The organism is Martinezella sp. CNPSo 3890 (assembly GCF_057784455.1).
This window is the reverse complement of record NZ_JBXSOR010000015.1, coordinates 82,143-94,383: the sequence shown is the minus strand read 5'-3', so window position 1 is coordinate 94,383 and position 12,241 is coordinate 82,143. Positions and strand designations below refer to the sequence as shown.

General features: G+C 59.0%; 11 protein-coding genes, 1 pseudogene and 1 riboswitch. Of the genes and pseudogenes, 5 read left to right on the top strand and 7 right to left on the bottom strand.

Features of this window, described 5'->3' with window-relative positions; translation table 11 throughout:
- Positions 1-105: 105 nt before the first annotated feature.
- The 6 genes and pseudogenes from AC13RC_RS26730 to AC13RC_RS26705 form a co-directional block, all read right to left on the bottom strand.
- Entirely contained in the window at positions 106-1,131 is a 1,026-nt protein-coding gene (locus AC13RC_RS26730; RefSeq protein ID WP_488559047.1) for an aldose epimerase family protein, read from the bottom strand.
- Positions 1,132-1,264: 133 nt separating this feature from the next.
- Positions 1,265-1,759 carry a hypothetical protein gene (locus AC13RC_RS26725; protein WP_488559046.1) on the bottom strand — a complete coding sequence of 165 codons (495 nt, stop codon included), beginning with the start codon at positions 1,757-1,759 and terminating at the stop codon, positions 1,265-1,267.
- A 105-nt stretch (positions 1,760-1,864) separates the two neighbouring features.
- Positions 1,865-3,057, bottom strand: a pseudogene (locus AC13RC_RS26720) (vWA domain-containing protein).
- A 3-nt stretch (positions 3,058-3,060) separates the two neighbouring features.
- The gene (gene metA, locus AC13RC_RS26715) at positions 3,061-3,987 is read right to left on the bottom strand and encodes a homoserine O-acetyltransferase MetA (protein WP_183809591.1); all 927 of its coding nucleotides are present in this window, start codon (positions 3,985-3,987) and stop codon (positions 3,061-3,063) included.
- Between the two features lie 47 nt (positions 3,988-4,034).
- Positions 4,035-4,112: riboswitch (SAM riboswitch) on the bottom strand.
- A 78-nt stretch (positions 4,113-4,190) separates the two neighbouring features.
- Positions 4,191-4,613, bottom strand: coding sequence for an NUDIX hydrolase (locus AC13RC_RS26710; RefSeq protein ID WP_488559045.1), 423 nt, complete (start codon positions 4,611-4,613; stop codon positions 4,191-4,193).
- Positions 4,613-5,455 carry an AAA family ATPase gene (locus AC13RC_RS26705; protein WP_488559044.1) on the bottom strand — a complete coding sequence of 281 codons (843 nt, stop codon included), beginning with the start codon at positions 5,453-5,455 and terminating at the stop codon, positions 4,613-4,615. The genes AC13RC_RS26710 and AC13RC_RS26705 overlap by 1 nt, the downstream gene beginning before the upstream one ends.
- 163 nt (positions 5,456-5,618) lie before the next feature.
- Here AC13RC_RS26705 and AC13RC_RS26700 point away from each other — a divergent pair, with 163 nt between their 5' ends.
- Entirely contained in the window at positions 5,619-7,469 is a 1,851-nt protein-coding gene (locus AC13RC_RS26700) for an ABC transporter ATP-binding protein/permease (protein WP_488559043.1), read from the top strand.
- A gap of 133 nt (positions 7,470-7,602) precedes the next feature.
- Here the strand turns inward: AC13RC_RS26700 and efp are convergent, their stop codons facing one another.
- A complete protein-coding gene (gene efp / locus AC13RC_RS26695) occupies positions 7,603-8,172 on the bottom strand; it encodes an elongation factor P (protein WP_069611558.1) in 570 nt (189 codons plus the stop codon).
- A gap of 151 nt (positions 8,173-8,323) precedes the next feature.
- On the opposite strand from efp, the gene epmA reads away from it, so the two are divergent.
- From epmA to AC13RC_RS26675, 4 genes are all read left to right on the top strand, one after another.
- Positions 8,324-9,388: an EF-P lysine aminoacylase EpmA gene (epmA, locus tag AC13RC_RS26690; RefSeq protein WP_488559042.1), complete on the top strand. Its 1,065-nt coding sequence runs from the start codon at positions 8,324-8,326 to the stop codon at positions 9,386-9,388.
- Positions 9,385-10,437, top strand: coding sequence for a lysine-2,3-aminomutase-like protein (locus tag AC13RC_RS26685; protein WP_488559041.1), 1,053 nt, complete (start codon positions 9,385-9,387; stop codon positions 10,435-10,437). Before epmA ends, AC13RC_RS26685 begins: the two co-directional genes overlap by 4 nt.
- Before the next feature lie 355 nt (positions 10,438-10,792).
- Entirely contained in the window at positions 10,793-11,044 is a 252-nt protein-coding gene (locus AC13RC_RS26680; protein ID WP_075853503.1) for an acyl carrier protein, read from the top strand.
- Positions 11,044-12,237, top strand: coding sequence for an acyl-CoA dehydrogenase family protein (locus AC13RC_RS26675; RefSeq protein ID WP_488487148.1), 1,194 nt, complete (start codon positions 11,044-11,046; stop codon positions 12,235-12,237). The genes AC13RC_RS26680 and AC13RC_RS26675 overlap by 1 nt, the downstream gene beginning before the upstream one ends.
- Positions 12,238-12,241: the final 4 nt, after the last annotated feature.

Below are 12,241 nucleotides of genomic sequence, written 5' to 3'. Positions count from 1 at the left end.
TATTTAGAACCAATCCACAAGGCGAATCTGGTCGCATCGCAAAAAAGAATCGGCCGGGCGCTTTGGACGCCCGGCCGACTTTCAAATGAGCGGGCCATGCCCAACTCAGTTCTTGGTGAAGATGTAATCCGTTTCCTGCCGCAATACCTCGCCCGGGCGGAGCACGGCATTGGGGAAGCCTTGGTGGTTGATGGCGTCGGGCCAGACCTGCGTTTCCAGGCAGAAACCGGCAAACGGGCCGATCTTGCGGCCGTCATGGCCGGGAACCGGCACGTCCAGCTTGAAACCGGTATAAAACTGCACGCCGGGCTCGGTGGTGCGCACCTCGAGCGAGACGCCGGAATTGACGCTGCGGGCAAGGACCACGGACCGCTTGGCGGTACGCTCGGTCGAGAGGCAGAAATTATGGTCGTAAAGCGCCTGCTCGCTTCCTTCGAAGCGCTTCATCGGCGCCATCTCGCGGAAATCGAAGGCGGTGCCTTCGACGGAGCGGATCTCGCCGGTCGGCACCTGCTTGTCGTCCGTCGGTGTGTAGTGATCGGCGGCGATCATGATGTCGTGGCCGAGGGCATCGTCGCGGCCGTCGAGATTGAAATAGGCGTGCTGGCAGACATTGGCGAGCGTCGGCTGGTCGGTTGTGGATTCGTAGGTGACTGACAATTCGCCGTTGCCATGGACCCAATAGGTCGCCTGGATCGTGCAATTGCCGGGATAGCCGGCACGACCATCGGGATCGACGATCTTCAGGACGACGCGGTCGGTATCGTGCTCGACGATGGTCCAGTTGCGCTTGGCGATATTGTTCTTGCCGCCATGCAGATGGGTGACGCCCTTTTCGTTGAGCTCCAGCTGATACTGCTTACCATCAAGCGTGAAGCGACCGGCGCCGATGCGGTTGGCGCAGCGGCCGGGCGTGGCGCCGAAATAGGAGGAATGAGCCGGATAGTCAGAAAAATTGTCGAAACCGAGCAGGAGCGCCGGCTCATGGCCATCAAGGCGAAGGTCCTGGATGACCGCGCCCCATGACATGATATGAGCCGTCAGGCCGCCACCGACGATCTTGACGCGATAAACGGTATCCCCATCGGCCGTCGTCCCAAAATGTTCCCGCTGCAAAGTGCTTTCCGTCATATCAGCTCATCCATTGCTTTTGAGTATGTGAGGCCAGACCCTGCCTCCATTCGCGCGGTTCCGCAACCGGGCAGAAGGCGAAATTTAAGGGCAAGCGGAAAGGGATCAAGGTCTGATTAGGCTTTGCCCATAGCTAGACTGACAGGCTATGCTGTGAATGTGAGGCGCATAAGACAGGCGGTCGATTTCGTCCTGATCCGTTCGGCTTATCGTGAAGAGAGCTGGCTGTCCGTCTGCTGAAAAGCGTTCTGATCATTTGGTTCGACCCATCCGCTTTTTCGGTCTTCATGATCACCATCAACCTGTCGCCGCGAACGGCGAGAAGGATGTAGAACGCCTTTTGACTGTATTTTTCCACGTACGAGTTCCAACGTCCCATGCCTGCCGCGTAGTTGGAATTTCCGTAGCTGCTTGTCTCCGCAGTAGCGCTCCAGCCATTGCTGGTGCTGATTCTCATAAATCTGCCCTGGCTGATTATTCCCATTCGGCATTTTTCACCAATGCTGGCCTTGGAGCCGATCTGTTCCCATTGTCCGGAGAAGCCCCCTTCCTCGGATCTTGCCTGCTGCGAGGCGAACAAAATGGTTGCGATGAAGAAAAGTATTTTTAAAGCGTAGCGCACGCACATCCCCATCGCTTTCCGCAGCAAGTCGTAGCGATATCCACTGCACTCCTCTTTCTACAAATGGTTGTGTCCATTTGGTGGCGATACGGCATGCAAATGCTGATCCGCTCAGCGCGACAATTCCCTTGTCGCCTTCTCCAACCCACCAAGCGTCAGGGATACATGCGGTCGCTCATCAGACGGCGGATGATTGAGATCGAGGTCGTATGGCCCCAATAGCTTTCCGGCACGGGGTTGATCCAGATGCATTTGCGGAAATGGCCTGTCACGCGGCCAAGCCAGGCCTCGCCGGCCTCCTTGTTCCAGTGCTCCACCGAGCCGCCCGGCTGAGTGATCTCGTAGGGGCTCATGGAGGCGTCGCCGACGAAGACGACGCGATAATCGGGACCGAAGGTGCGGATGAGGTCGGTCGTTGCCGTAATATCGACGCGCCGGCGGCGATTGTCCTTCCACACGCCTTCGTAGAGGCAGTTATGGAAGTAGAAATACTCCATGTGGCGGAACTCCGCGCGGGCGGCGGAGAAGAGTTCCTCCACGACGCGGATATGGTCGTCCATCGAGCCGCCGACATCGAAGAACATCAGAAGCTTCACCGCGTTGCGACGCTCCGGCCGTGTCTGAACGTCGAGATAGCCATGCTCCGCGGTCGAGCGGATCGTGCTGGAAAGATCAAGTTCCTCGGCCGCGCCCTCGCGCACCCAGCGGCGCAGGCGCTTTAGCGCCACCTTGATGTTGCGGGTGCCGAGCTCGACGCCGTCGTCGAGATTCCTGAAGTCGCGCCGATCCCAGACTTTTACCGCGCGGCGATGGCGCGAGGTTTCCTGGCCGATGCGCACGCCTTCCGGATTGTAGCCGTAGGCGCCGAAGGGGGAAGTGCCTGATGTGCCGATCCATTTCGAGCCGCCCTGATGCCGGCCCTTCTGCTCGGCGAGGCGCTCGCGCAGCGTCTCCATCAGCCTGTCGAAGCCACCGAGCGCCTCGATCTCTAGTCTTTCGTCTTCGGTCAGATGCCGCTCGGCAAGTTTGCGCAGCCATTCCTGGGGAATGGCGGTCGGCTCCATTGCTTCTCCATCGGCATTGCCGCCGATCGCCTCGACGCCGCGAAAGTAATCGGCGAAGACCTGGTCGAAGCGATCGATAAAGCGCTCGTCCTTAATCAGCGTCGCGCGGGCCAGATAGTAGAAAGCCTCCACGTCGTAATCGGAAATCCCTTCTTCCATTCCCTCAAGCAGCGAGAGGAATTCCCGGAGCGTCACCGGAACCTTCGCTTCCTTAAGTTTCAGGAAGAAGGGAATGAACAAGCCTCACGTCCTTTCCTGGCCAATCTCCTCCAGATCATACGGCGTGGTCTGGTAGATCTCATTGATCCAGTTGCCGAAGAACAGATGCGCATGGCTGCGCCACCGGTTCTGCGGAGGAATTTCCGGATCGTTATGCGGGAAGTAGTTGTGCGGCATCTTGATCGGCACGCCCGCATTCACATCCCGGAAATACTCATCTGCCAGCGAGGTAGAATCATACTCCACGTGATTGAACATGTAGAGCCGGTTGCAGGCCTGTTCGTGCACGAGACAGACGCCCATCTCGCTCGAGTCCATCAAGATTTCCAGGCCGGGCACTTTTTCGATGTCTGCGCGGCGCACTTCGGTCCAGCGGGACACCGGAATGGCGAAATCGTCGGAGAAGCCGTTGAGATAGACCGAGGAGGGCTTCAGGTTCTGGTGGCGATAGACGCCGAAGGCTTTCTCCGTCAGCGTATATTTCGGCACCTTGTGGAAATGGTAGATCGCCGCCATGGCGCCCCAGCAGACGTTCATCGTCGAATGGACATTGGTGGTTGTCCAATCCAAGATCTCCTGCATTTCCTTCCAATAGGTGACGTCTTCATATTCCAGCAGTTCGATCGGCGCGCCGGTGATGATGAAGCCGTCGAACTTGCGGTGCTTCACTTCTTCCCACGTTTCGTAGAAAGCAAGCAGATGCTCCTGCGAGGTGTTCTTGGCCTTGTGGCCGCCAACGCGCACCAGCGAAAACTCCACCTGCAGTGGCGATGCGCCGACCAGGCGCGCCATCTGGATCTCGGTCTTGATCTTGTTCGGCATGAGGTTGAGAAGCCCGATCTGAAGGGGGCGGATATCCTGACGGAACGCCACCGTTTCGGTCATCACCCGCACACCCTCGTTCTGAAGGGTTTCAAACGCGGGGAGCGTATCGGGAATCTTGATGGGCATTGTTTCACTCGCCAAATACAAAAAAACCGGCCGCGATAAGAATCGCTACCGGTCCGCACGCGGCCCTTTAGCGACTTATTTAACGTGGCTGCAAGCCGGCCGGCCAAATCACCACGAGAGAAATTTCATAAACCCGACATCTCCGCGGGTCAATGGGGCAAGGTCGCGATGGTTGGCGGCCGTGTTCTGATGTCCGTTCTCGCCTACAGACGGTTGAGAAGTGCGTCCATATTGTAGCCAAGGCGTTTGTGTGCTTCAGCTAGCGGTATCCAGAAAAAACGGAAGCAGATCGGCCCGCCGCCGCCAAACGGTTTCATCTCGAAATGGTGCCACGTGTCGGGTACTGTCTCCGGCAGATTGCAACAGAAGTAGTGTCGCTGATGATGATAGGTGCGCCCTTCGCGTTCAAAGCGATAGTCATGCACGCCCAACTTGCGCAGAAGGCCCGAAGTGAGGCCCGTTTCCTCCTCGAACTCGCGTGCGGCTGCGAGCTCAAGATCTTCATCATCCTCGACCGTGCCGCCAGGAACCTGGAGCTGGACAGCGGGAAAATCTGGCTCATCGAAGACAAGCAGATGCCCATCTCGAACCGCATAGATTAGGACTTTCACGGCATCCGGCAGCATCACTTTCCTTGCCCTCGCGCCATGAAGGCTAGCCGTTCGAAGAGATGGACATCCTGCTCGTTCTTCAGCAGTGCGCCATGCAGCTTCGGCAACGCGTTCTTCGCATCGGCGCGCAACGTTTCCGGATCGATATCGTCGGCAACCAGCAGGCGGATCCAGTCGAGCGCTTCGGAGGTAGAAGGCTTCTTTTTCAGGCCCGGCACGTCGCGGATTTCGAAGAATTGCGTCAGTGCCGCATGAACGAGCGCCTGCTTGATGCCGGGATAATGCACCTCGACGATGCGCTTCAGCGTCTCCATGTCGGGAAAGCGGATATAGTGGAAGAAACAGCGGCGCAGGAAGGCGTCCGGCAGTTCCTTCTCGTTGTTCGAGGTGATGATGACGATCGGGCGGATCGCGGCCCGGATCGTCTCCCCGGTCTCGTAGACATGGAATTCCATGCGGTCGAGTTCCTGCAGGAGATCGTTCGGGAATTCGATATCGGCCTTGTCGATCTCGTCGATCAGCAGCACGCACTTCTTCAGCGAGGTGAAGGCCTGCCAGAGCTTGCCCTGACGGATATAGTTCCTGACATCATGAACTCTGACGTCGCCGAGCTGGCTGTCGCGCAGACGTGAAACTGCATCATATTCGTAGAGACCCTGCTGGGCCTTCGTCGTCGATTTGACATTCCACTCGATCAGGTCGAGACCGAGCGCGGCCGCCACCTGGCGTGCAAGTTCGGTCTTACCCGTACCGGGTTCGCCCTTTACGAGAAGTGGTCGCTCCAACCTTATGGCGGCATTGACGGCGACCATCAGATCCTTGTCGGCGATATAGTCGGCGGTTCCCTGGAATTGCATCGGAAGGCTTTCTCAATCTTTCGAGCGCAAGCTAATTGCTGACCTTATTCGGTTCAAGACGCGAAACCGTGTATATAGGAATGTGATCCCACCGATCTATTGCAAGGGTGGACATGAGGGCGGGTCATGATTAACTGACGGGACGCGTCGCAGGGAAGTGCTGATGGCAGTTGAAAAGCAAGCCAAGCCGAATATCGAGGGAAATGAACAGGTCGGATACGATTTGAGCCTTTTCTTTCGGCTGAGGATGATGTTCTCCGCTTTCTGGAATTCGCCGGTCCGCATCAAGATCATTTCCCTGACTATCGCGCTTTTCGTGATCATTCTGGTCACGGCCTATGTCCAGGTGCTGCTCAACAACTGGAATGCGCCCTTCTACGATTCGCTGGCAAGGCGCGATATTTCCGCTTTCTTCCATCAGCTCGGTGTCTTCGGCATCATCGCCGGCTCGCTGCTGGTCCTCAATGTCGTTCAGGCCTGGCTCAACCAGATGACCGCGCTCTACATGCGCGAGGGGCTGGCGCGCGATCTAGTCGATCAATGGCTGCAGGCCAAGCGTGCGCTTCGTCTTGCCTCCTCCGGCCTGATCGGCGTCAATCCCGACCAGCGACTGCATGAGGACGCCCGCAATCTTGCCGAAAGCTCGACGGGGCTTGCCATCGGACTGGTACAGGCGACGATCCTGCTTTTGAGCTTCATCGGCGTGCTCTGGGAGCTCTCCAGCGGCATGGTCTTTCACCTCCGGGGCATGAGCTTCTCCATTCCCGGCTACATGGTCTGGGCGGCAATCCTCTATGCCGGATCCGCCTCTTTCCTCAGCCAATTTGTTGGCCGGCGTCTGGTGAGATTGAATGCAGACCGCTATTCGAAGGAAGCCGAGCTGCGCTTCGCGCTCATGCATGCCAATGAGCATATGCCGGCAATCACCATCGCCGGAGGCGAGGAGAACGAGCGCCGGCGGATCAATCTCGATATATCGGCCGTGCTTGCCGTCATCCGTCAGCTTGCCATCGCCAATACCAATCTCACCTGGGTTTCGGCCGGCTATGGCTGGCTGGTACTGATCATTCCCATCCTCGTTGCCGCGCCCGCCTATTTCTCCGGCGGTCTGACCTTCGGTCAGCTGATGGTGGCCGTCGGCGCCTTCAATCAGGTCAATTCGGCGCTGCGCTGGTATGTCGCCAATTTCGGCCCGATTGCCGAATGGCGTGCGACGCTGATGCGCGTCACTGATTTCCGCAAGGCACTGACGGAAATGGACGATAAAATGCCGATGCCGCACACCCTCGTCTTCGAAAAGGCGGCGCCGGGCACGATGGTCTGGACCGATCTGGAGATTTCGACGAAGACCAGCGACGAGGCGACGGAAAACGGCTTCCGGATCGCGGAGGGTACGGTCACGATCAATGCCGGCGAGCATGTGATGATCAACGGCGATCACGGCGTGAACCGCAGGCTGCTGTTCGAGGTGCTGGCGCATCAATGGTATAGCGGTTCCGGCACGGTCAGCCTGCCGCCGATGGACGACATGCTGTTCGTGCCGCACACGCCCTATGTGCCGACCGGCACCCTCAGGGAGGCAATCTGTTTTCCGGACGATCGGGACGCCTATGACGATGCCGCCGTCGATGCCGTCATCGACAAGGTAGGGCTTGGCCGTCTGAAGAGCCGTCTCGATACGCAGGCTCGCTGGGATCGATTGCTCGATACTGAAGAGCAGAAAGCCGTCGGTTTTGCGCATTTGCTGCTTGCAAAGCCGAAATGGGTCGTCTTCGACGATGCCCTGGAAGGGCTGGAGGCCGAGGTTCAGGCGAAGGCCTTTGCTCTGCTGGCCGAGCTGGAAGATGCAACCCTTATCTATATCGGCCGCTCCGACGCCTTCATGCACGCCATGTCGCCGCGCGTCCTGCATCTGCAGTCCCTGGCTCCGCATGAGCACAGCACCGATATGCAAACGCCTTCCGAAACTGCCGGTGCGGCGCAGGTGGATGAGAAAAAGGCCAGTGCGCCGTAACCAGGCCCACCGCAACCAGGGCGGCACGGTAAGTCTTCGCGCAGTCGCTGCCCCTCCGGCTTCAATTTTCCCAAAACGCAAAACGCCCCGTCACCAGGACGAGGCGTTCTTCATGCAAGCAGGTGGCCGAGGCTCAGTCCTTGGCGCGCTCGACGTAGGAATTGTCTTCCGTTGCGATGACGACGCGGGTGCCGGCGTTGATGTGCGGCGGAACCATGGTGCGCACGCCGTTCGAGAGCATGGCGGGCTTGTAGGACGAAGATGCCGTCTGGCCCTTGACGACCGGCTCGGTCTCGGTGATCTCGAGCGTGACGTGGCGCGGCAGTTCGAGCGCCAGCGGAACGCCCTCATGGATCGACAGAATGCAGGTCATGCCTTCCTGGAGGTAGGCCTTCTGGTCGCCCATGGTTTCGGCATCGACGACGACCTGGTCGTAGGTGGCCGGGTTCATGAAGTGGAAGCCTTCGCCGTCTTCATAGAGGTACTGGAAGTTCACGTCTTCGACGAAGGCGCGCTCGACCTGCTCGGTGGTGCGCCAACGCTCGGACACCTTCACGCCGTCGACGATGCGGCGCATGTCGACCTGCGTGACCGGCGTACCCTTGCCCGGATGAAAGTTCTGTGCGGTGAGAACGACGTAGAGCTTGCCGTCGACGTCGAGAACGTTGCCCTTGCGGACCGAAGAGGCGATGACCTTGACCATAAGACTTCCTTGTAACGCTGCCTTTTGCGTCGTAGAGTGACTGTCGAAATGCTCTCCGAGACGCAGCTTTTGTTTGCTTGGGGGCGCAACTACCCTAAATCAACGGAAATAGCCACCCCCAAGGCGGCCGGTGCCCTGAAGAAAGCTAGGAATGAAGCCAAAGACGAGCAAAGCGTCCCCCTGGTGGACCCGCAATGTCCATGCGGACCGGCGGCCGTTCCTGATCGGCCGCAATGCCATCCAGGCGGCGCTGCGGACTTTCTTCACGCGCAACGACTTCATCGAGGTGGATACGGCGACGCTGCAGGTGTCGCCCGGCAACGAGGCTCATCTGCATGCTTTCGAGACCGAGGCGCTGACGACCGACGGCAAGGCATCGCCACTTTATCTGCATACATCACCCGAATTTGCCTGCAAGAAGCTGCTTGCGGCGGGTGAAGAACGCATTGCCTGCTTTGCCCATGTCTATCGCAATCGCGAGCGTGGGCCGCTGCACCATCCGGAATTCACCATGCTGGAATGGTATCGGGCAGGAGAGAGCTACGAAATCCTGATGGCGGATTGTGCCGCGCTGCTGGCGCTGGCGGCCGAGACGGTCGGGGCGAAGAAACTCAGCTACCGCGGCGCGGAGATCGATCCATTTCTCCCGCCCGAGCGAATCAGCGTCGCGGCCGCCTTCGAACGATATGCCGGTATCGATCTCTTCGCCTCCATCGGTCTCGACGGATCGACGGATCGCGAGCGCCTGGCGGCGGATGTGCGCAAGGCGGGCATTCGCGTTGCCGACGACGATCTGTGGCAGGATCTTTTCAGCCGCGTATTGGTGGAGAAGATCGAGCCGAATCTGGGCTTCGGACGCGCCACCATTCTCGACGAATATCCCGTTTCTGAGGCGGCGCTTGCGCGGCCATCGGCCAGGGATCATCGCGTTGCCGAGCGTTTCGAGCTCTATGCCTGCGGCGTCGAGCTGGCCAATGCTTTCGGCGAACTCACCAATGCCGAAGAGCAGCGTCGTCGCTTCGAGATCGAGATGGCGGAAAAGCAGCGTGTCTATGGCGAGACCTATCCGCTGGACGAGGAGTTTCTGGAGGCGCTTACCGTCATGCCCGAGGCGAGCGGCATCGCGCTGGGCTTCGACCGGCTCGTGATGTTGGCAACCGGCGCCTCACGGATCGAGCAGGTGCTGTGGGCACCGGTCGCGGAGTATGACGCATGAATGTGATGCGCCCGATCCGGACCATCGGAGAGCTTGAGCGCGCCGGGTTGATCAATGGCGATCAGGCGATCGCGCTCGAGGCGGTGGCGGAGCGGTATGCCGTTGCCCTGACGCCGACCGTGACGCGCCTGATCGACCCCGCAAACCCTGCCGACCCCATTGCCCGGCAGTTCGTGCCGGATGCCGCCGAACTTACCGTCTCCCCGGAGGAACGCGCCGATCCGATCGGCGATCACGCGCATAGCCCGGTCGAGGGCATCGTGCATCGCTATCCCGACCGCGTGCTGCTGAAGGCCGTGCATGTCTGCCCGGTCTATTGCCGCTTCTGTTTCCGCCGCGAGATGGTCGGACCGCAGGGACTTGGCACGCTGGATGGCGATGCACTGGACGGCGCCTTTGCCTATATCCGCGACCATAAGGAGATCTGGGAGGTCATCCTGACCGGTGGCGATCCGCTCATTCTCTCGCCGCGCCGGCTGGAAGAGATTCTCGGGCAGCTTGCCGAGATCGACCATGTGAAGATCGTCCGCTTCCATACCCGCATCCCTGTCGTTGACCCGTCAAGGATCGATGCGGCGCTGATTGCGGCTTTGAAGGCGAGCGGCAAGACCATCTATGTGGCGCTGCATGCCAACCATCCACGCGAGCTGACGGAGGAGGCGCGCGCCGCCTGCGCCCGGCTGGTCGATGCCGGAATCGTGCTTATCAGCCAGTCGGTCCTTCTGAAGGGCGTCAACGACGATCCGGAGGTGCTGGCGGCGCTGATGAAGGCTTTCGTGGAGACGCGGGTGAAGCCCTATTACCTGCATCATCCGGACCTTGCGCCCGGAACCAGCCACTTCCGCCTTGGCATCGCCGAAGGGCAGGCAATCGTAGCAAGCCTGCGCGGCCGCATTTCCGGCCTTTGCCAACCGACCTACATTCTCGATATTCCTGGCGGCTACGGCAAGGCCGATATCGGCCAGAGCTCCGTCCGTGAGCTGGGTGAAGGTTGCTACTCGATTTCAGACTATCGCAGCGGCGAGCATATTTATCCGCCGCAAAGCTAAAGTGCGTACTTATGATCTTATTGCACTGACGCTCTGATTGTGATTGTCATTTTCGAATAAAACGTAGTGGCGAATTTTGGTGCGTTAACCTTTTTTGATACCTCGCTCTTCCAAAAATCGACATGGCATAATATTAGGTAAATATAATATTTTTGCGGAAGTCATCCTTTATATGGCTTACGGAAGGTAAATTTTAATCAGACAAGTGTTGAATATAGCAATTTTCAACGAAGTATAAGTTGTTTGTATTTACCACGTCGCTTAGCGGAATGTTCTATTTTGCCTGTTACTTCTTGGTGAAGGATAAGACGGCGTAACTGCGGTTATGCTTACCATTGCCAGAAGGGACTAGACTATGAACAAGACGATTCGCGATTTGCTGGCCAAGTTCGGCGCGCTTCCCGTTGCTATCGATCAAATCGAAGACGATGCCGATCTTTATGCGACCGGCCTGTCTTCTTTCGCTTCCGTCCAGTTGATGCTCGGCATCGAGGAAGCCTTCGACATCGAGTTTCCCGACAACCTGCTGAACCGCAAGTCCTTCGCCAGCATCGCCGCGATCGAAAGAACCGTCGGCATGATCCTCGATAGTAGAAAGGTCGCATAATGACTGCGGCGGTCGCTTTACTCGAGGTTGGGTCGGGCGAAGGAGCGGCGGTGCGCGCCGCCCGCGTCGCAGCGATCGCCAGCCAGCACGCCGATGCCGTCGATGCCGAAGGCCGGTTCCCACGCGAAGCCGTCGACGCCATGCGCGCCGAGAAGCTGCTCTCCATTCAGATCCCCGCCGATCTCGGCGGTGAAGGCGCGTCGGTGACCGAAATCGCCGAGCTCTGCTCGATCCTTGGTCAGGCCTGCGCTGCAAGCGCCATGGTCTTCGCCATGCACCAGATCAAGCTGTCGAGCCTGGTCGAGCATGGCGCCGACAGCGACTGGCACCGTGACTTCATGCGCCGCATCGCCAGGGAACAGCTGCTGCTCGCTTCGGCGACGACCGAGGGCGGGATCGGCGGCAATCTGCGCAACAGCATCTGCGCCATCAAGGTCGAAGGCGATACCTGCACCCTCGAAAAGGATGCGACCGTCATCTCCTACGGCGCTCATGCCGACGCCATTCTGATCACCTCGCGCAGCCATGCCGAGGCGGCGTCTTCCGATCAGGTGCTGACCTGCTTTCTTAGGGATCAATACGAGATCAAGCGCACGGTCGAGTGGAATACGCTCGGCATGCGCGGCACTTGCTCCGACGGCTTCCTGTTCAAGGGCGTGGCGCCGGCCAAGCAGATCCTGCCGAAGCCGTTTGCCGAGATCGCCGCGCAATCGATGCTGGCAAGCTCGCACCTGCTCTGGAGCGGTGTGTGGTATGGCATTGCCGCCGATGCGGTTTCGCGCGCACAAGCTTTCGTTCGTGCCGCTGCCCGCAAGTCTCCCGGCGCACCGCCGCCCGGTGCGCTGCGTCTCGCCGAAGCCTCCAGCATGCTGCAGATGGTGAAATCCAATGTGGTTGCCGGGCTGAAGGCCTATGAGGAGGCGAAGCTCGATGCGGACCGCCTGTCGTCGATGGCTTTCGCCGTGGCGATGAACAACGTCAAGATCGCATCCTCGGAGATGATCCTGCCCATCATCAATCATGCGATGCTGATCTGCGGCATCATGGGCTACAAGAACGGTACGCCCTACAGCCTCGGCCGCCACCTGCGCGACGCGCACTCGGCGCAATTGATGATTTCGAATGACCGCATTCTCGGCAATACGTCGACCATGCTGCTCGTCCACAAACAAGATACCAGCCTGTTGGGGTAACCGT